Source organism: Diaphorobacter sp. (genome assembly GCF_050251835.1).
GTDB lineage: Bacteria > Pseudomonadota > Gammaproteobacteria > Burkholderiales > Burkholderiaceae_C > JBFXIE01.
The window spans coordinates 71,709-89,846 of the sequence record NZ_JBFWLZ010000004.1; the positions used below are offsets into that span (position 1 = coordinate 71,709).

General features: G+C 64.1%; 28 protein-coding genes. 9 read left to right on the forward strand and 19 right to left on the reverse strand.

Translation table 11 applies throughout. The annotated features are described in order from the left end of the window. Positions 1-2: 2 nt before the first annotated feature. Positions 3-1,940: a putative bifunctional diguanylate cyclase/phosphodiesterase gene (locus AB7E35_RS02665; RefSeq protein WP_428167039.1), complete on the reverse strand. Its 1,938-nt coding sequence runs from the start codon at positions 1,938-1,940 to the stop codon at positions 3-5. Between the two features lie 53 nt (positions 1,941-1,993). Between AB7E35_RS02665 and purU the strand changes: the two genes are divergently transcribed. From purU to AB7E35_RS02705, 8 genes are all read left to right on the forward strand, one after another. Continuing rightward, positions 1,994-2,845, forward strand: a complete 852-nt coding sequence (purU, locus tag AB7E35_RS02670; RefSeq protein ID WP_428163051.1) for a formyltetrahydrofolate deformylase — start codon at positions 1,994-1,996, stop codon at positions 2,843-2,845. A gap of 90 nt (positions 2,846-2,935) precedes the next feature. Further along, on the forward strand, positions 2,936-4,432 hold the full coding sequence (locus AB7E35_RS02675) for an FAD-linked oxidase C-terminal domain-containing protein (protein WP_428163052.1): 1,497 nt from the start codon (positions 2,936-2,938) through the stop codon (positions 4,430-4,432). A 20-nt stretch (positions 4,433-4,452) separates the two neighbouring features. Next, positions 4,453-4,719, forward strand: a complete 267-nt coding sequence (locus AB7E35_RS02680) for a cysteine-rich CWC family protein (protein ID WP_428163053.1) — start codon at positions 4,453-4,455, stop codon at positions 4,717-4,719. Next, positions 4,716-4,928 (forward strand): 4-oxalocrotonate tautomerase, encoded by a 213-nt coding sequence (locus AB7E35_RS02685; protein ID WP_428163103.1) that lies wholly within the window; start codon positions 4,716-4,718, stop codon positions 4,926-4,928. Before AB7E35_RS02680 ends, AB7E35_RS02685 begins: the two co-directional genes overlap by 4 nt. Positions 4,929-4,958: 30 nt before the next feature. Next, positions 4,959-5,726, forward strand: coding sequence for a class II glutamine amidotransferase (locus tag AB7E35_RS02690; RefSeq protein WP_428163054.1), 768 nt, complete (start codon positions 4,959-4,961; stop codon positions 5,724-5,726). 548 nt (positions 5,727-6,274) lie between these two features. After that, positions 6,275-7,480, forward strand: a complete 1,206-nt coding sequence (locus AB7E35_RS02695; RefSeq protein WP_428163055.1) for a tyrosine-type recombinase/integrase — start codon at positions 6,275-6,277, stop codon at positions 7,478-7,480. Positions 7,481-7,553: 73 nt separating this feature from the next. Beyond that, the gene (locus AB7E35_RS02700; protein WP_428163056.1) at positions 7,554-7,850 is read left to right on the forward strand and encodes a type II toxin-antitoxin system RelE/ParE family toxin; all 297 of its coding nucleotides are present in this window, start codon (positions 7,554-7,556) and stop codon (positions 7,848-7,850) included. A 6-nt stretch (positions 7,851-7,856) separates the two neighbouring features. Beyond that, positions 7,857-8,165, forward strand: a complete 309-nt coding sequence (locus AB7E35_RS02705; protein ID WP_428163057.1) for an addiction module antidote protein — start codon at positions 7,857-7,859, stop codon at positions 8,163-8,165. Between the two features lie 5 nt (positions 8,166-8,170). Here the strand turns inward: AB7E35_RS02705 and AB7E35_RS02710 are convergent, their stop codons facing one another. The 13 genes from AB7E35_RS02710 to AB7E35_RS02770 all read right to left on the reverse strand — a co-directional run bounded on the left by AB7E35_RS02710 (position 8,171) and on the right by AB7E35_RS02770 (position 15,260). Then, on the reverse strand, positions 8,171-8,383 hold the full coding sequence (locus AB7E35_RS02710) for a helix-turn-helix transcriptional regulator (protein ID WP_428163058.1): 213 nt from the start codon (positions 8,381-8,383) through the stop codon (positions 8,171-8,173). Between the two features lie 13 nt (positions 8,384-8,396). Continuing rightward, positions 8,397-8,531 (reverse strand): hypothetical protein, encoded by a 135-nt coding sequence (locus AB7E35_RS02715; protein ID WP_428163059.1) that lies wholly within the window; start codon positions 8,529-8,531, stop codon positions 8,397-8,399. A gap of 69 nt (positions 8,532-8,600) precedes the next feature. After that, on the reverse strand, positions 8,601-8,873 hold the full coding sequence (locus AB7E35_RS02720) for a hypothetical protein (RefSeq protein ID WP_428163060.1): 273 nt from the start codon (positions 8,871-8,873) through the stop codon (positions 8,601-8,603). A gap of 276 nt (positions 8,874-9,149) precedes the next feature. Further along, positions 9,150-9,332, reverse strand: coding sequence for a hypothetical protein (locus AB7E35_RS02725; RefSeq protein ID WP_428163061.1), 183 nt, complete (start codon positions 9,330-9,332; stop codon positions 9,150-9,152). Between the two features lie 13 nt (positions 9,333-9,345). After that, entirely contained in the window at positions 9,346-9,558 is a 213-nt protein-coding gene (locus AB7E35_RS02730; protein ID WP_428163062.1) for a hypothetical protein, read from the reverse strand. A gap of 22 nt (positions 9,559-9,580) precedes the next feature. After that, complete coding sequence (locus AB7E35_RS02735) at positions 9,581-9,991, reverse strand: hypothetical protein (RefSeq protein ID WP_428163063.1); 411 nt, start codon at positions 9,989-9,991, stop codon at positions 9,581-9,583. A gap of 90 nt (positions 9,992-10,081) precedes the next feature. Then, a complete protein-coding gene (locus AB7E35_RS02740; RefSeq protein ID WP_428163064.1) occupies positions 10,082-10,429 on the reverse strand; it encodes a hypothetical protein in 348 nt (115 codons plus the stop codon). Positions 10,430-10,438: 9 nt separating this feature from the next. Continuing rightward, positions 10,439-12,589, reverse strand: a complete 2,151-nt coding sequence (locus AB7E35_RS02745; RefSeq protein WP_428163065.1) for a hypothetical protein — start codon at positions 12,587-12,589, stop codon at positions 10,439-10,441. A 1-nt stretch (position 12,590) separates the two neighbouring features. Continuing rightward, a complete protein-coding gene (locus tag AB7E35_RS02750; protein WP_428163066.1) occupies positions 12,591-13,151 on the reverse strand; it encodes a hypothetical protein in 561 nt (186 codons plus the stop codon). A gap of 98 nt (positions 13,152-13,249) precedes the next feature. Continuing rightward, the gene (locus tag AB7E35_RS02755) at positions 13,250-13,993 is read right to left on the reverse strand and encodes a DUF7146 domain-containing protein (protein ID WP_428163067.1); all 744 of its coding nucleotides are present in this window, start codon (positions 13,991-13,993) and stop codon (positions 13,250-13,252) included. Beyond that, positions 13,990-14,328 (reverse strand): hypothetical protein, encoded by a 339-nt coding sequence (locus AB7E35_RS02760; RefSeq protein WP_428163068.1) that lies wholly within the window; start codon positions 14,326-14,328, stop codon positions 13,990-13,992. The genes AB7E35_RS02755 and AB7E35_RS02760 overlap by 4 nt, the downstream gene beginning before the upstream one ends. Further along, positions 14,325-15,080, reverse strand: a complete 756-nt coding sequence (locus AB7E35_RS02765; protein ID WP_428163069.1) for a hypothetical protein — start codon at positions 15,078-15,080, stop codon at positions 14,325-14,327. The genes AB7E35_RS02760 and AB7E35_RS02765 overlap by 4 nt, the downstream gene beginning before the upstream one ends. 3 nt (positions 15,081-15,083) lie before the next feature. Beyond that, on the reverse strand, positions 15,084-15,260 hold the full coding sequence (locus AB7E35_RS02770; RefSeq protein ID WP_428163070.1) for an Arc family DNA-binding protein: 177 nt from the start codon (positions 15,258-15,260) through the stop codon (positions 15,084-15,086). Between the two features lie 109 nt (positions 15,261-15,369). Here AB7E35_RS02770 and AB7E35_RS02775 point away from each other — a divergent pair, with 109 nt between their 5' ends. Further along, positions 15,370-15,720 carry an Arc family DNA-binding protein gene (locus tag AB7E35_RS02775; protein WP_428163071.1) on the forward strand — a complete coding sequence of 117 codons (351 nt, stop codon included), beginning with the start codon at positions 15,370-15,372 and terminating at the stop codon, positions 15,718-15,720. A gap of 34 nt (positions 15,721-15,754) precedes the next feature. Here AB7E35_RS02775 and AB7E35_RS02780 read toward each other — a convergent pair whose 3' ends face one another. The 5 genes from AB7E35_RS02780 to AB7E35_RS02800 all read right to left on the reverse strand — a co-directional run bounded on the left by AB7E35_RS02780 (position 15,755) and on the right by AB7E35_RS02800 (position 17,471). Then, positions 15,755-16,147 carry an ogr/Delta-like zinc finger family protein gene (locus AB7E35_RS02780; protein WP_428163072.1) on the reverse strand — a complete coding sequence of 131 codons (393 nt, stop codon included), beginning with the start codon at positions 16,145-16,147 and terminating at the stop codon, positions 15,755-15,757. Continuing rightward, positions 16,101-16,337 carry an ogr/Delta-like zinc finger family protein gene (locus tag AB7E35_RS02785; RefSeq protein ID WP_428163073.1) on the reverse strand — a complete coding sequence of 79 codons (237 nt, stop codon included), beginning with the start codon at positions 16,335-16,337 and terminating at the stop codon, positions 16,101-16,103. Before AB7E35_RS02785 ends, AB7E35_RS02780 begins: the two co-directional genes overlap by 47 nt. Beyond that, positions 16,334-16,633, reverse strand: a complete 300-nt coding sequence (locus AB7E35_RS02790; protein WP_428163074.1) for a helix-turn-helix transcriptional regulator — start codon at positions 16,631-16,633, stop codon at positions 16,334-16,336. Before AB7E35_RS02790 ends, AB7E35_RS02785 begins: the two co-directional genes overlap by 4 nt. 191 nt (positions 16,634-16,824) lie before the next feature. Continuing rightward, positions 16,825-17,058, reverse strand: coding sequence for a hypothetical protein (locus AB7E35_RS02795; protein ID WP_428163075.1), 234 nt, complete (start codon positions 17,056-17,058; stop codon positions 16,825-16,827). Between the two features lie 53 nt (positions 17,059-17,111). Then, complete coding sequence (locus AB7E35_RS02800) at positions 17,112-17,471, reverse strand: BrnA antitoxin family protein (protein WP_428163076.1); 360 nt, start codon at positions 17,469-17,471, stop codon at positions 17,112-17,114. Between the last annotated feature and the right edge of the window lie 667 nt (positions 17,472-18,138).

Below are 18,138 nucleotides of genomic sequence, written 5' to 3' on the forward strand. Positions count from 1 at the left end.
GATCAGGCCGCTGCCTGCGCCAGCAGCAGGCGGGCAAACTCGTCAGGCGGCACGGGCCGGCTGCACAGGTAGCCCTGGTAATCGTCGCAGCCGCGCTCGCGCAAAAAGGCCAGCTGCTCAGGCGTTTCCACCCCTTCGGCCAGCACCGTCAGGCCCAGGCTGTGGCCCATGGCGATGATGGCCGCGCTGATGGCCATGTCGTCGGCGCTGCGTGGAATGTCGCGGGTGAAGCCCTGGTCGATCTTGAGCACGTCGATCGGGAACCGCTTGAGGTGGGCCAGCGACGAATAGCCGGTACCGAAGTCGTCCACCGCAATGCGCACGCCCAGCGCCTGCAGGCGCTGCAACACCTGGCGCATCTCGTCGGGCCGCTGGGCCAGCACGGATTCGGTCAGCTCCAGCTCCAGGCAATCGGACGGCAGGGCGCTGCTTTGCAGGGCCTGGGCGCAGCTTTGCAGGGCCTGGGCGCAGCAGGCAGCCACATCGGTCAGCTGAAACTGGCGCGGTGAGACGTTGACCGCGATGCGGATCCTGGGCAACCCGGCATCGCGCCACAGCCGCCCCTGGCGGCAGGCCTCTTCGATGACCCACTGGCCCAGCGGACCGATCACGCCGGAGGTCTCGGCCACGGGAATGAAGCGCGCCGGCGAGATGAGCCCCTCCGCAGGGTCCAGCCAGCGCAGCAGCGCCTCGGCACCCACGATGCGGCCGGTGGCGATGTGCACCTGCGGCTGGTAGTACAGCCGCAAATGCCCATGCACCATAGCGGTGCGCAGCCGCGACTCCAGCTCCAGGCGCTCGCGCGCGGCCTGGATCATGGACTCGTCGAAAAAGCAGTGGGCGCCGCGCCCGCGCGCCTTGGCGCCATAGACGGCGGAGTGCGCGCCCTGCAGCAGCAGCTCTGCCGACTGGGCATGTTCGGGGAACATGCAGATGCCCGCGCTGACGCCGACCACCACCTCGATGCCCTCGGGCGTCAGCCAGGGTTTGCTGGCAGCGGCGATCAGGTGCTGCGCCACTGCGGCAGCACTGTCTGCATGTCGCATGTGTCGCGCCAGCACCGCAATCTCGTCGCCCGCCAGGCGCCCCAGCAGGTCACCCGGGCGCAGGCTCTGCCCCACCTGGCGGGTGATGTGCTTGAGCACGTCGTCGCCCACGGCATGGCCGTAGCTGTCGTTCACGTCCTTGAAGCGGTCCAGATTCAGCAGCAGCAGGGCCATCTGCTCGCCGGTGGCGCGCGCCTGCTGCACCGCTTCTTCCAGCTGCTCGCCAAACCAGGCGCGGTTGTTCAGGCCCGTCAGCGGGTCGAAATGCGCCAGAAACTCCAGGCGCTGGTGCTGGGATTTTTCCTGCGATATGTCGGTGAACATGCACACGTAGTGCGTCACCACGCCGTCGGTGCCGCGCAGGGCCGACATCGACATGCGCTCGGGAAAGACCTCACCATTCTTGCGCTGGTTCCAGATCTCGCCACGCCAGTGGCCGGTGCGGCGTACTGTGTCCCACATGGCGTCATAAAACGCCTTGTCGTGCCGGCCCGACTTGAAGGCGCGCGGGTTGCGGCCGAGCAGCTCTTCCTCGGTATAGCCCAGCAACCGTGTGCCTGCCGGGTTGATGGACAGGATGCGGCTTTGCGCGTCGGTCACCACCACGCCCTCGATGGTGTTGTCCAGCACCGCCGCTGCCAGGTTCAGCCGTTGCTGGGCCTGGTGCGCTGCCGCGGCGTCTGCGCTGCGCAGGCGCAGCAGCCACCATGCCAGCACCGCAGTGACAATCACATAGACCCAGCCCTTCCAGGTTTGGTAGCGGGTGAGCAGGTGCGGGTCATCTACGAAGACCTCGATCAGCTCGTCCCCCAGCAGAACCCACGCCAGCCCCACCAAGAGATAAAGAGCCATGCCGAGCATGGGCGTGATCCGTATCCGCGTGCCTGATTTCATATCTGTCTCTTGTCTCCATTGGCAGTCGCTTTGGACTGCGACAATCGCGGCCTATGACCCATTCATACATCCTGACACTATCGTGCCCCGACCGGCTGGGGCTGGTGCACGCCGTTTCCGGCTTCCTGCTGGAGCACGGCGGCAACATCGAGGAAGCCGCTCAGTACAACGACCACGGCACCGGCCTGTTCTTCATGCGCGTGCAGTTCGCCTGCCCCGCCACCGCCGATGAGGCCGCCCTGCACAGCGCGCTGGCCACGCTGGCTGAAGGCCACGCCATGCGCTGGAGCCTGCATGCCGCCAGCACGGCCATGAAGACTGTGCTGATGGTCAGCAAAGAAGGCCACTGCCTCAACGATCTGCTGTTTCGCTGCAAGAGCGGCCTGCTGCCCATCGACATTCGCGCCATCATCAGCAACCACCGCGACTTCTATCAACTTGCGGCCAGCTACAACATCCCTTTTCACCACATCCCCGTGACTGCCGCCACCAAGGCCCAGGCCGAGGCCAGGCAGTACGAGATCATCCAGGCCGAAGGGGCCGAACTTGTGGTGCTGGCGCGCTACATGCAGGTGCTGTCCAACGACATGTGCACCAAGCTGGCAGGCCGCGCCATCAACATCCATCACAGCTTTCTGCCCAGTTTCAAGGGCGCCAAGCCCTACTACCAGGCCCATGACCGCGGCGTGAAACTGATTGGCGCCACGGCGCATTACGTGACGGCCGACCTTGACGAGGGGCCGATTATCGAGCAAGACGTCACCCGAGCGGATCACACAGACACTGTGGAAGACCTGACGGCCCGCGGCCGCGACACCGAAAGCCTGGTGCTGGCACGCGCAGTGAAGTGGCACAGCGAGCACCGCGTGCTGCTCAACGGGCACAAGACCGTCGTCTTTCGCTGACCCAGGCGCCGGGCGGGCCTCAGATCGTAAACACGCTCTTACGCATCAACCCTCTTCACGCTCGCGCACAACACCGCCTACAGTCAGCTCATGCCACAGGACGTGCCCAGCGCACCCCCCACCGAACGCACCCGGCGCCAGGCCGAAGTCGTGCAGGCCCTATCGGCCTGTGTGCCCCCGCACGCGCTGCTGTGGCAAACCGAAGACACCACCCCTTACGAATGCGACGGCCTCACCGCCTACCGCCAGCGCCCGCTGGTGGTGTGCCTGCCCGAGACTGAAGGCGAAGTGCAGGCCGTGCTGAAGACCTGCCATCGCCTGGGCGCTCCCGTGGTGGCACGCGGCGCGGGCACGGGCCTGTCGGGCGGCGCCATGCCGCACGCCATGGGCGTGACGCTGTCGCTGGCCAAGTTCAACCGCATCCTGGACCTGAACCCGGTCGCCCGCACCGCGCGCGTGCAGTGCGGCGTGCGCAACCTGGCCATCAGCGAGGCCGCCGCGCCCCACAACCTGTATTACGCGCCCGACCCCAGCAGCCAGATCGCCTGCACCATCGGCGGCAACGTGGCCGAAAACTCCGGCGGCGTGCACTGCCTGAAATACGGCCTGACGGTGCACAACGTGCTGCGCGTGCGCGGCTTCACCGCCGAGGGCGAGCCCGTCACCTTCGGCAGCGAGGCGCTGGACGCGCCCGGCTACGACCTGCTGGCCGCCGTGATCGGCAGCGAGGGCATGCTGGCCGTGGCGCTGGAGGTCACCGTCAAGCTGGTGCCCAGGCCGCAGCTGGCGCGCTGCATCATGGCCAGCTTTGACGACGTGCGCAAAGCCGGCGACGCCGTGGCCGCAGTGATCGCCGCCGGCATCATCCCGGCCGGGCTGGAGATGATGGACAAGCCCATGACCGCCGCCGTGGAGGACTTCGTCAAGGCCGGCTACGACCTGACGGCCGAGGCCATCCTGCTGTGCGAATCCGACGGCACGCCCGAAGAGGTGGAAGAAGAGATTGCCCGCATGAGTGAAGTGCTGCGCGGCGCTGGCGCCACGGCCATCTCGGTCAGCACCAGCGAGGACGAGCGCCTGCGCTTTTGGAGCGGGCGCAAGAACGCCTTTCCGGCCAGCGGCCGCATCAGCCCCGACTACATGTGCATGGACTCCACCATCCCGCGCAAGCGCCTGGCGGACATCCTGCTTGCCATCCAGGAGATGGAGAAGAAATACCAGCTGCGCTGCTGCAACGTGTTTCATGCGGGCGATGGCAACCTGCACCCGCTGATTCTGTTTGATGCCAACGACCCCGACCAGCTGCGCCGCTGCGAGCTGTTCGGCGCCGACATCCTGGAGACCAGCGTGGCCATGGGCGGCACGGTGACGGGTGAGCACGGCGTGGGCGTGGAAAAGCTCAACAGCATGTGCACCCAGTTCACCCCCGAGGAAAACGCGCAGATGTTCGCCCTGAAACACGCCTTCGATCCGGCCGGCCTGCTCAACCCCGGGAAAGCCATCCCCACGCTGCACCGGTGCGCCGAATACGGCAAGATGCTGGTGCGCGGCGGTCAACTGCACCACCCCGATCTGCCGCGTTTTTGAAACCCAGACCGGTCCCACCCATGCCCGCCACCGCCCTCAACGCCCAGGCTGACACCGCGCGCTGCCCGCTGTGCCATCAGCCCAACCAGTGCGCCATCGCCGCCGGCCGGCCCGCCCAGGAATGCTGGTGCATGCATGAAGACGTCTGTGCCCAGGCGCTGGAGCGCTTGCCACAGCAGGCGCGGGAGCCATCGTGCATCTGCCCGCACTGCGCGCGCGAACCGTCCCCCGCCCACGGCGCATCAACGCCTCCCGGGGCACCCACAGATATCATTGCCGCCCCCTGAAACCTAGCAAGTCCAACACCATGCCCACCTACCATGTCGAAATGCTGGAAGGCCGCACCGTCGAGCAAAAACGCAAACTGGTCGAAGAAATCACCCGAGTGTCGGTTGAAGTGCTGGGCGGCTCGCCCGAGTCGGTGGACGTGGTGATCACCGACGTCAAACGTGAAAACTGGGCCACCGGCGGCAAGCTCTGGCTGGATCGCCAGTAAACAGCTTCCGTACCGCAGGCAGCTCCGCCCATGTGCCAATTGCTCGGCATGAATGCCAACACCCCAACCGACGTGACTTTCAGCTTCACAGGGTTCGCGCAGCGCGCCGGCAACACCGCCGACCACACCGACGGCTGGGGCATCGCGTTCTTCGAGGGACGCGGCCTGCGCCACTTCGTGGATCATGAGCGCGCCACCGACTCGCCCGTGGCACAGCTCATCCGCAGCTATCCGATCAAGAGCCGCAACGTCATCGCCCATATCCGCAAGGCCACCCAGGGCGTGGTGAGCCTGGAAAACTGCCACCCCTTCGTGCGCGAGCTGTGGGGCCACTACTGGGTGTTTGCACACAATGGCGACCTGAAGGACTTTCGCCCGCGCCTGCACGCGCACTTCCATCCCGTAGGCACCACCGACAGCGAGCACGTGTTTTGCTGGCTCATGCAGGAGCTGTCAAAGGCCCACGCAGGCATGCCCCGCATCGAGGAGCTCACGCTCACGCTGCGCGAGCTGGCCGCACGCATAGCGCCGCAGGGCACCTTCAACTTCTTGCTTTCCAATGGGCAGGCCCTGTGGGCGCATGCCTCCACCCATCTGTATTACATCCAGCGCTGCCATCCGTTCTCGCAGGCGCAACTGTGCGACGAAGACCTGCGCGTGGACTTCTCCGCCCACACCACACCCAACGACAAAGCAGCCATTGTGGTGACTGCGCCACTCACATCCAACGAGCAATGGACCGCCTTCCAGACGGGAGAAATGCGCGTTTTCGTGGACGGCGAATGTCTATCCTGGTAACCACCACGGCAGCCTGCGACGCAACAGCGTCCCCGCATGCCAACTGCAACCCATAGCCACGACCGCTTCGTGCTGTTTGACGGTGTGCTCTGCAAAAAGCACCAAAAAAACGCCCAACTGAGAACAGTTGGGCGCTGAATTTTGGTGGCTGGGACTCTCCGAGAAGATCTCTTGAAACCCTCATGAAATATAGATTTTTTCTTTTTAAGAATCTAGAGTTGCCCCCATAGTTGCCCCCAGACTTGCCTTTTCAAGACGCAAGATTGCTCGCACCAGCCATTTCACCGGCACGTGCTTTGACCGGCCATAAACACTCCAAAGCCACCAAACCCACCAAAACTACCTGCCGTGCCAAGGCCGAGCGGCTACGGTAGGCAGTCGCCAGCCACTTCACCAGCACGCGCTTTGACCGGCCACAAACCCTCCAAAGCCACCAACCAGGGCATGACAGGCACACTCCAGCAACCCTATGGAATACTGTGATTTTGCACAGTATTCCGCCATAATCCCGCGCAGATTAAAGCCCACCGCCTCTTATAGGCCACCAAATGCCCAAACGCATCCTTGAAAAAACCGCGCTGGAAGTCTCACGGCTCAAGGCCGAAGGCTCGTACGCCGTTGGCGGTGTCAGCGGCTTGTACCTGCGCATCGAGGGCGGCTCTCGTTCCTGGGTGTTCCGGTATGTCCACCTTGGCCACCGGCGACGCATGGGCCTGGGCAGCTATCCGCTGGTAAGCCTGGCTGAAGCACGCGAGGCCGCGCGGGACGCCCTCAAAGTGCGCAACGCCGGCAAAGACCCCCTCATCGCCCGTCAGGCGGCACGCGAGGCCGCCAGGCGCGCGCATGCCCAGCGGCTGGAGTTCGACAAGGCGGCCGAGGCCTTCATCCGTGAGCACGAAAGCACCTGGCGCAACTTGAAGCACGTCCAGCAGTGGCGCAACACGCTGGCCACCTACGCATCACCCCACTTTGGCACTGTGCCCGTGTCCGACATCGACCAGGCCATGGTTCTGCGCGCGCTGTCGCCTATCTGGAAGACAAAGACCGAAACCGCCTCGCGCCTGCGCGGGCGCATCGAGCAGATATTGGACTGGGCCACTGCCCACGGCCACCGCAGCGGCCCCAACCCTGCCCGCTGGCGCGGCCAGCTGGAGCACATCCTTGCAGACCCGGACAAGGTGGCCCCGGTAAAGCACCATCCGGCCGTTCCTTTCGCCCGGCTGCCTGATGTGTACCAACAGATCGCCGCCGTGCACGGGCAAACCGCGCGCGCGCTGTGTTTCCTGATTCTGACGGCCGCTCGTTCTGGTGAAGTGCGCGGCATGGTGTGGGACGAGGTTGACCAAGACGCTGGCCTGTGGGTCATTCCCAAGGAGCGGATGAAGTCCAAGAAAGAGCACCGCGTGCCCCTGCCCCGCCAGGCGCTGGTTCTGCTGCACGCTCAGCCGCGCGAAGACTTGGTGGAATATGTTTTTCCGTCCAACCGCAAGGGGCCGCTGTCCGACATGGCGTTTACTGCCTTGATGCGCAGGCACGACCTGGGCGCCGTACCTCACGGGTTCCGCTCCACCTTCCGCGACTGGGCCGGCGAGATGACGCACCACCCGCGCGACGCGGTAGAGCTGTGCCTGGCTCATACGATCGACACGAAGACCGAGGCAGCCTACCGGCGCGCCGACATGCTGGAAAAGCGCGCGGCCATCATGCAGGAATGGGCCGACTATGCGGCTCCGCGCGCGGCCCCTGACGCATAGACATTGCCAGCAACCACCTGGCCCGCATAACGCGGTGTTGCGCACCTGTGAACAAGTGACTACACTTTTCCGCATGTACACCGTCAAGCGTTTGCCAGAGTTCACGCAATGGATCGGCTCCATGAAGGATGCCGTCACTCGTATCCGCCTGAACAAGCGGCTTGACAAGGTGCAACGTGGCTTGCTTGGCGACGTAGCCCCGGTGGGCGAAGGCGTGTTTGAGATGCGCGAATTCTTCGGCCCCGGCTGGCGCATGTACTACGTGCAGCAGGGCGATGTATTGATCGTGATGCTGGGCGGTGGTGACAAATCGACCCAGCAAGCCGATATTGCAGCGGCCATTGCGCTGGCCGAAACTTTAAAGGGGTGATTGACCATGAGCAAGAAAATCAACGTTGCCGACCTGCCAGACTTCGACATGGCAGAAGAGCTGAAAACCGAAGAGGACATTGCCATCTACCTCACGCTGGTGCTGGAAGAAAACGACCCGGCAGAACTGGTGCACGCCTTGAAAACGGTAGCCCGCTCCCGCGGCATGACCGAAGTGGCCCGCGCCAGCGGCGTGACCCGCGAGGCGCTGTACAAAGCGCTGCGCCCTACCTCGCATCCGCGCTTTGACACCATCATGAAGGTGATCAACTCCTTTGGCCTGAAACTCAGCGTGCAACCCGCCGCGCACGGCTGATCGCATCACTGCGCGCCGGCATCTCCACCTGCGCCACCGCCCCACGCCTTAGGGCACCCCTGCAGCCACTGCGCTACCTCGGCCACCAGCCAAAACAGCTTCGCCCCCATCTTGCGCGGGTGCGGAAAGCCGCGCTGCTCGATCAGTGCGCGCAGGGTGTTCTCTGCCACGTCCAGCTCCTCCAGCAGCTGGGCCTTGGTGAAAATCAGCTTTTCCATGAGCAGTTCCCCCTCACGCCGCCTGCAAATGCTGCGGCCACTGCAGCGGCGCAATGGCATCAGGCCGGATGCGTCCGGCCGTGATGTCATCGGCCAGGGCGCGCGCGCCGGGCATCGCCCGCATGGCCAAGGCTGTGTTGTCCATCATCACCTCGGCCGACACCTCCACCGTGGCTAGTACGCGGCGCGCTGCGGCATGCCCCGCATGAAAATTTACTCAACACCGTGCTGTGTGCCGCAGCTTGTGAATCTGCCCCGGCGTCATCAGATCACCTGCCCCCAGCACGCCCAGATCCAGCTCGCCCAATGCCTCCACCTGTGGCGGCGCGCTCCATTCCGGCTGCTGAGTGGCCATGGTCACCAACTCCTCCCAGATGAAGGCCATGCGCTCCCTGACCAGCTCAGCAGCAGCTTGCGGGCTGAACGCCGGACGGCCCAACGAGTCCTCTGCCCTGCTGCCATACATCGGCACGTGGGCGACCAAGGCCATTGCACGCGCGATGGTGGCGCCTGCCTCCTGTAAAGCTTCGTAGGCTTTTACCCGCGTGTGTGCAGCATAAGCACGCCTGTGGGTGTTGACGTAGCTACGGTATTCGCCGCTGGCGTTGACAAGGTGGTCGGTCAGTTCCTGGGCACATCGTGCCAGCGCGGCGCGCGTGGCGTCGGCAATGTCCTGTGCAGCGTTCTTAACCGACAGCGCAGCACGTACCGCTTCATTGCGCTCATAGCCTGCGGCCTCAAACTCACGCTGAAAATCTACATTGGCCTACGCTTGCGCGTTCTCGGCGGCCTGGAGCTTGCCCGTCAGTTCGGTTTGCCGGGCTTTCGTCTTGGCGTATTGCGCGCCCGCGCCCTGTTGATACGCCTCGCGCGCATTGGCCAACGCGGCAAGGGCCTCGTGCAGTTCGTCTTGGGCCTCGCCCAGTTGTTTTGTGATGTGGCTATGCATGGTGGCCTCTCTTTCAGCAATCAGCCTTCACGGTGGCAGCATCGCCGACCTGCCCTTGTGCCGTGCCGGCCTGGGTGAACTGCCGGCGCATGGCCGCCGTGTCGGCGCCGTGGAAGGCACCCGTGATGCGGTACAGCTCCTGGCGTGCGCGGTCGTATTGCAACATCGCCGCGTCCAGTTGGGTGCGTGCCGCGTTGAATGCCTGTTGGGCTTGTGCTTCGGTCATGGTTTGATCCTCGGGACGGTGGTTAAAAAATCAGATAGGCGCTGCGGGGCATGTGCTGCACAGGCGTGGCCGCTGGCGGCGCGGGCTTTGGCGCCAGACCGGCGCTTTCTAAGTGTTTGCGCGCCACCTGGCGCGCGGCCGGGGTGAGCTTGTCCAGCATGGCGGGCAGCGCATCGCGCAGCGCCTGGGCTGTGCCCTGCTCGGCCTCCAGCACCTGAACGCGGGCGCGCAGTGCAACCGCGTCATGCGTGGCCTTTTCAAGCAGCACCTTCAGGTGCTGCACCTGTTGCAGCAAGTCCTTCTCGCTGTGAGTGGATGGCGTCAAGGCGCGCAGCGCGGCCATTTCCTGCCGCCGTTTCTCGCGGTGGCGACGCTGGCGTTGCGCACCCGTGAGAGGCGCGTTTTGCGGTGTCGATAGCGCTGCGCGTTGCATGTCCCTATGGTGCGCAGTGGACAACCCACACGCCAGCGCTGCGCGTTGTGGCAACCTCAGCCACAACAACACGCGTGCCCACCCGTTTTTTCAGTAAGGCAGTGCGCAAAACAGATGGCAACGCGCCGGCAGATCCTTCGCGGGCGTGTACCAGCGCGGCACGCCTGGCAACCGGCCCTGCGCCGCCATGGCGCAATTGCCCTTGGTTTGCAGGTGGTAGCAGTCGCGGCAACAGCGCCGATCGTCGGCAAGTACATCGGCGCCGTTTGGCGCCAGCAAGGCCAGCAGCTCGTGCTTGTGATGGGCAATGGCCGCACGCAGCTCCGCATCCAGCGCCGATGCGGGCCGCACATGCAAGGCACCATCAGGCGCAACGGCCAGGTGCAGCGCCAAGCGCCGCAGGTAGGCCAGCAGTTCGGTGGCAGAGAGGTGACGCATGGCATTCACTCAAAACGTGGCGACGTCTTCAACCATGTCCGCTGCATCGGCGGCAGCTTCAACCGCAGGGCTTTCCTCGCGCGTGGCGTAAACCGCCCAATGCAGCAAGCCAGCGCGGTGGCCGATACGCACAAAGCGTTTTCCGTCAACGATGCGCCCTTGCATGCGCTCAATCCACCGACCAAGCATGCGCGAGTTGATCTTGCCGGCCTGCCCAGCAACGTCATCCAGGGCCATGGATAGCAGCGCGTCAGTGCCGCACCGCTGGATAGCGGCGCCCACGGTGGTTTGATGGCTGCCGAAGGCCGCATACCACGCCTCCATCATTGCGCGCAGCTTGGTGGTTTCGGGGTCTTGCTCAAATGCACGCTTGGCGGCCTCCATGGGGTCGGCCAGATCGGGAAGGATGGCGTCCTGCGCCATATCCACATGGTGCGCCAGCCAGCAAATGGGCTGGCGCACCAGGTCATCCCAGTGTTCAAAGCTGGCCGTGCGGCCACTGGCCATCTTGGGCCGGCCTGCCGCGATGTAGGCGCGCACGATGGTCAGCGCCGCCACAACATAGGCCAGCCGGTCAGTCTGCACCATCTGGGCAGGGTCAAAGCTGAAATCCCGCGTGTAGGGCGTCTCGCTTTGCGCGTCGATCCGGGCCGTCAGCACGCGGCGGCAAGTGTCGCTTGTCATGCGCAGGTTGTTGCCCGTAGCGATGAATAACGCACGGTTGGGCAGCGTCACGGTTTCGCTACTGCCCAGTACGCGATCCGCAAAGGTGGGAGCGGTCAAAAAGGCATCGAGCGATGCGGATCCCAGCGGCTCGCGCACGTTGTCCCACAGCACCACGCGCTGGCCCTCACGCAGCACGGCAAACAGCCGCTTGCGGGTTTCTTCGTCAGTGTCTGCGGGCGGCAGGATGGAAGGCTCGGCGCCCGTGGCCAGGATGCCAATGCAGCGCGCCAGCAGTGTTTTTCCGCTGCCCGCTGCTGGCGCATCAAAGCCCACACCTGGCGCTGTGGGCAGGCTGGCGCGCAGCGCAGCGGACAGCAAGCCATGAAGCACCACGCCATTGGCAACGGAATCCACCAGCGGGAACTGGGCCAACGGCGCCCACAGAAAGCGCAGCGCCTGCAACGCGTCTTGCACGCCAGGCGACTGCGGCACACGCGGCGGGTTGGGGTGTTCGCAGTAGTACAGCAGGCCCGATTGTTCATCGTGCCCCGGCCGGTCCAAGATGGTTCCATCCATGCGCAGTGTGGGCGCAGTCACCACGGCCACCAGCTTTTTGAAGCCACGCTCGCCATGCTTGGCCAGGATGGCGCGCGCAACGCTCAACGGTGCATCCTCGGGGCATTCCTCTGTGGTGTCGTCGCCGTCCACCTTGCGGCGGCTGCGCACAGAATAGAACTCGCACACGCGGCCCATGTGGTCGGTCAACCAGTCGGGCGTGACGGCACGGGCCTTGCCGTCGCTCACATAGGCAACGGCGCCCTCGCCATAGTCAAACAGTTCACCGCGCTCTTGCAGCACCGATAGCACGGCATCGGTGGTGGCCACGCGCATGCCGCGTCCCAGTTGAATGCGCGCACTCTGGCGCAGCAGCTCAAAGCGCATGCCACCGTGGCGGTGCGTGTACAGATATGGGCGCTGGCCGCTTTTAAGGTTGACCACCGCCACGCGGGTGTCGTTGTCAGGATCTAACGGGTCGGCAAACTGGGCGTTATGCCAGCGGTCGGGGCGATCCAGAATGTCGCCCACTGCCACGGTCTTGCCCAACTCGGACGTCAGCACAAAGTCACCCATCAACACGCGCTGCGCGCTGGCACGTTGCAGTACGTCACGGGCCTTTTCCAGCGGAATGCCCCGGCGCTTGGCCAGTGCCGGCGCCTGCTGCTGTGCCCAACGCTCGCGCTGCGCGGCGCATTGCCCCGCCAGGTTGGCGCGCTGGGTTTTCTTGAGGGCCTGGGCCTGCTTGTGCGTGTCGGCATCGTGCGGAATCAGCGCCAGATCAAACAGTGCCAGGGGGTCGCCAAAGATGCGCGGCGCGGCATGCGGGCGTTGCAGGCCATGCAACAGCACGGGCGGCGCGCAAAAGTCCAGGCGCTCAGGCTGCCACACACTGCCGTCGATGATGGTGCGCTCCAACGCCTGGCCAGCGCGGCCCACCTCAAACCAGCCCAGCAGCCCACAGCAGTTGCATCAGGGCACGGCCGGCCTCGGGAATGCGGGACGCATCGCGAACCGGAATGTAGAGCCGGTGGCGCGTGAGGGCCGACAACTCGCGCCCGCCAGGCGCGCGCACACCGGCCGAGCAGCTCGGGCGCCACAGCATGGGCGCGCCGACCAGCGCGGGGCAGGCGTCGATCAGGCGCTGGCGAAATGCGTCGGCGCTCAGTTCACCATCGGGCGTGCCGTCATGGTCCAACATCAGCACGCCGGGGCCTGCGGGGTAGGCAAAGTGCCGCCGCGTGCGGGATATGGCATCGGGCTGGCCCTGCGCGTCGCGCTCCGGCACGATGGTGGCTTGCACGCGGTCACACACCCCCCAGCTAACGGCCTGTGCAGGGCTCAGGTTTTCCAACACATCGGCCAGCGCTTGCAAGCCCTGCACAGTCGCCCGCTGGGCCGTGCCGCGCATCATGTTGGCCGCGCTTTCCTTGGCCATGGAGCCATCGGCCGCGAGTGACAGCACCTTTGTCAGCCGGTCGGGCACAGTGGAAGTAAACACCGTGAAGTGCAGTGCGCCGGGCTCCGGGGGGGGTGTTTGCCGCGCTCGTGTTTGTGGCGACGGCCTTGTGTGTTGTCATCGTGGGGTTCTCGTTTTTTCTACAAACTGCGGGGCATCGGTAAGGGTTCGGCCGGCGCTTCGACGGCACAAGTCATGAGCGTGAACACCTCCAGGCCGCAGGCCGTAGCCTTGCGCGCCAGTTGCGCGGCCGGGGCGTGCTGCGCGGGGTCATCCGCGTTCACAAAAACATAGAGGCAGGCTGTGCGCCTGGGCCAGCGCACATGCGCCAGGGCGGCGGCGTCGGGCACCGCCCACACAGGAATGCGGCAGGCATGCCCCATGCGCAGCGCGGGCACCACGCCCACGGCAATGCCCAGCGTTGCGCCACGCTGAGCCACTGGCACCAGGCGCAGCGCTGCACAGCGTGAAGGGCCATCCTTGCCGGTGAGCTTGATGGGCGCGGGCACGTGGGCCAGCGCACCATCTGGCGTCAGGTAAATGCGTTGCAGCGCCACGGTATGGGGCACAGGCGGCGCGGTTAGCCCGTGGGGGTGCGTATCCAGTTCAAGCGCTGCCAGCAGCGCAGGGAAGCGCCCGATGCACTCGCCAGGGCCACCCTGTTGGGGGCGCCAGTAATCGAGGGCCGGGTGCATGCGCAGGGCATTGGGCCATGCAGCGCCCTTACCGCCGGGCGGTAATGCGCCGCTGCGCCGCAAGAACATATCCGCAGCATCCCCTGCGACAATCAGCCGCGCCTGCGCCCATACGGCCGCGATGCGGGCGCGGTTGACCTCGTAGGCGTGGCGCGGGTCGGTAGTGGCAGTGCGTGCGGCAGTGGTCATTGCTTGCCCCCGGCCTGGCCCTGCTCGGCATTGACCTGCTCTTGCATACATTCCGTGACATACCGGGCGCGGGCAGCTGCCGACAGCAGGGCCATGCCCATGCGTTCGGCCTTGACGGCGTTCAGCACAAACGAGGCATGCATCCCAGGCGCCTGGGCGTAAATCACCACATCGCACGCGCCCGGCGACTCACGCATGCTGTCCGCCCTTGTCTCTACCGACAGCAGGGCCCGGCGTATGCCTGCATCGGTGTCCATGGTTTCCACCACGTCATGCAGCGCCAGGTATTGGCCGTTCTCATCAAACAGCGGGCGCGCGCGCGGCTTGCGGCTCATGGCTGCCCCCTTGTGGTCGTGGTGCGTGCCAACGCGGCATAGAGGGCATCTAGCTGCTCATCCATGGCCACGGTGCGCGCGGCCATGGCGTCGATCACCAGACTGATGGCGGCGCTCAGGTCTTCGCCCGACAGCGTATCGGTGGAGCTGGGGACCATGCAGGCAATGGCGCCAAACGCGAGTTGCGCAGTCCGCAGGTGGCACACAAAGTCACGGGCATCAAACGCCACGCTTCTGGCCGTGTCGCCCATCGGCCTATCAGCCACACCCTTGGACGCGGCTTCGATCATTTCTTCAAGGCTGTCAATGCGTGTGGCCATGGCATCGTTGTGCAGGTGCAGCAGTTCTCCCAGCGCCTCCATGGAGATCATGGCGCCGGGGTCGGACAGGACTGCCGCCATCGCCGCAACAGCCCGGCAGGCGCTCAGTACGGTGCGCAGGGATTCCGTTTCGTCCTGGGCTTGCAGCGCCAGTTGAGACGCCTTGGCAGCGGCCGGGCATGCAGTGTCCGTATTGCGGCGCAGCAAGTAGCCATCCTGGCCATACAGCGCAATCTGGTCAAAGACGTCTTCGGCCTCGGCTGTAGACGGGAATGCAGGATCCGCACCTAAGGGCACCAAAAAGCCCTGCCCATTCACTACCACCTGCCTGAAGGTGGGATTGGCCTTGGGCGCCGGCACGTTATCGCGCCCCTTCAGGCAAGGCTTCGCCTGCGCTGCCACACGGGCAGCGTTGTTGGTCATCGTTTGCATGGGTTACTCCCCTTGTTGGGTTTGTTGGGCCTTGGCTTGCTGCGCAAGGCTCAGTTCGAGTCGCAGGACAATTTCGGCGTTCAGGCTGCGCCGGTTGTCTATAGCCTGGTGTTGAAGCCAGACCTTCAGCTCATTTGGCAGTCGAAGCTGTGTAGTAGGTAGAGAACGGATTGCAGTCATCACAAGTCACCTTAGAAGTTAAACCACCGTGGTTCATTTAATGAATTAAACCACGGTGATCCATTGCGCGCAATAAACCATATGAACCACTGTGGTTTACACTTGCAGCATGAGTCGTGATGATCCCCAAATGAAGATACGATTGCCCGCCGAATTGAAGGCGTGCATTGAGGCTGCTGCTGCAACGAACAGACGCACGCTGAATGCAGAAATCGTTGCGCGGCTCGTGGAATCGTTTGAGCCCAGTTTCCGCAGCAGATTCGATTGGCGTGACCCTGCCGCGGAGACGCATGCGCGGCTGATTGCGCTTGATGGGCCGGCGGCTGTAGAGCATGCGCTGATCTCCATGAAGGAACAAATGGATGCGCTTCAGCACGTGGCGAGAGAATTGCCTTCGCTTGCGGACGAAATACGGCGCATATTGGCCTCCTCTGAGGTCGAGTCGAAAAAAACGGAGTAGGCCAAGCCCTGACGCCTCAGCGTTACGGCAGGCTTCAACGCGCCCGCATATGGCGATCCTCCTCGTGCGTCTGCAACGCAGCTAGCAACCGCACCGCAGGCCCGCTTTCGTCCTCAGACATAGACGGGTGCTGCGCGATGGCGCTGCGCGTTACCTCGGCGATGGGCAAATAGATAGCCGGGTTCGGCTTGGCTGACGGGGACAAAGTGCGCGTGACCGCCACGTGAACGACGAAACTATGGCCACAAGCCGGGTTGCGGCATTCGTAGCTTGCGCGGCGCACCAGCGGCGTTATTTCGCGGCTACCCCGAATGGATGCAGGCGTCTTGCAGTGTGGGCAGAGGCAGTGCAAGGCCATGTTGTGTCTGGGCAGCGGCTTCTTACGCATGCAGCAGCTCCACCGGGCCGGCGCAGGGAATGCGAACATCAGGGTCGGGTATGCCTGATGGCTTGATGGTGCGTAGAACCTCTGTTTGCACCTCGAAGGTGTGACCACATTCGACGTCTGAGCACTGCATTCGCACATCGCATTGCAGGTTGGATACGAGTTGCACTGAGCGCGTGAAGGACGCAGCCCTGCAGTGGGGACAGGGGAAGTACAGGCCAGTGATCCTCATGGCTGCACCTTCACAGCGTTCCGGCGCTGTGGCTTGATGGGCACGGGCGCCGTGGCCAGCGGGCGCGCGTCAATCCAGGCGTCAACCTCCGATTCGCGCCAGGCCACGCAGGCGCCGTGCAGTTGCACGGGGTTGGGGAATGCGTCGCCCTTCACCTTGGCGTACACCGTGCTGCGGCCTAGCCCGGTGAGGTAGCACACATCGTCAATGCGCAGGAGGCGTTCACGGTAGCGCCGCTCCAGCGGGGGCGCGGGTTCGGCGGCATTTATGGCAGGTGGCGGAATGTTTTTTGGCATGTCCCTATGGTCTTGTGGGGACTGCCGAAAGCCAAGAAAACCTCGTTGTGGCTACGCCAGCCACAATGCACGCCGCCAAGGGCACGGCCCATAAGGCTCACACACCATGGGCATGAACACACTGCGCGCACAGGGAAAGCGCCCGCGATCAAACGGAGACGGGCGGTGCTGGGGCGGGTGGGCGCTGCCTGTCAGTGCGGCGGCAACGGCGGCAGGCAGACGGCCTTGCGCGTGCGGCGCACTAGGCGATCTATTTCCTCAAGATCCTGCGCTGAAATGGTTTCCTGCGGCTCAGCCTTCACACCGAACACCCAGCTGGCGATAGCGCCGCCAAGGGCGGCGCCAAAGTAGATGCACATGAGCACCGCCCCCAACATCACGATGAAAGCCACGGCCACCACAGTAAGAATGATGAAGGTTGTCATGCGCCTGCCCTGATTTTTGAACGGGAGATTCCGAGCTTGCAGTTTGTGGCCTGTTACCGCGCCGCGCGCTGCAACCGGCCGGACACGATGTCTGCGCGAAGCAGGTCATTAACGCGGGTCTGCCAGCCGCGCCCCGTGGCCTTGAGGGCTTCCAGAACGTCATGGTCCAGCCGAAGCGTTACCTGGTCTTTGGTCTGCGCAGCAACGCTACCGCGCGGCCTGCCACGGCCGCGCAGCGTCATCAACTGGTTATATACCTCTGTGGGCAGCACTTCTGAGGCTGGGCGGGCGTTCTTGAAAAATTCCTCTGTCAGCTCAGGGTTGTCGGGGTCTGCGGCAATGCCGGCGTTGATGGCCGCATCTTCGGCTGCCGTGGGCAGGATCAGGCCCAGGTTTTTAGTTCGCTTGGTCATACCTCTTCCCTTCATGCGCATGAGCCCTGCATACGCTGGTCTCGCGCAGGTTGAGGACCATCACATACACGAGATCGCCAATCAGGCCAACCGCTGCGAACCGGGTTCCGCCGCAGGCGTGCCGGTTGTCCACTGCGACAAGCGCCGTTCCCGATCGAAATCATTGGCTGCTGTGAAGAACACCCCATGTTTTGCCACGTTGGCAGCTTGCTTGGCCGGGTCATATGTGTCGCGCACCGAATAAATTGTCGTGTCAATTTATTCATGTGACAACTGCTATGCGCATTCCGTAGACGCCCTACTTTGGTGGGTTTGGTGGCTTTGGAGGGTTTGTGACGGGTCAAAGCGCATGCCGGTGAAATGGCCGGCGCCGGCCCGCCGCAACCGCCCGGTCTGGGCACGGTTGGTGGGTTTGGTGGCTTTGGAGGGTTTGTGGCCGGTCAAAGCGCGCGCCGGTGAACAGCAGGCGACGCGCCCTGAAAAACACGAACAAAACCGGCAGAACCCTTTATGGAGCAATCGCTAGCAGCTATCACTTTTGAACAACCGTGGAAACGAATTCAAACTAGAGATACTTCCGAATCACTCCCTACAAACCCACCAAACCAACCATGTCGGAACATCTTTGTAGGGTTTGTAGGGTTTTCATTCCAAGTATTTCAAATTT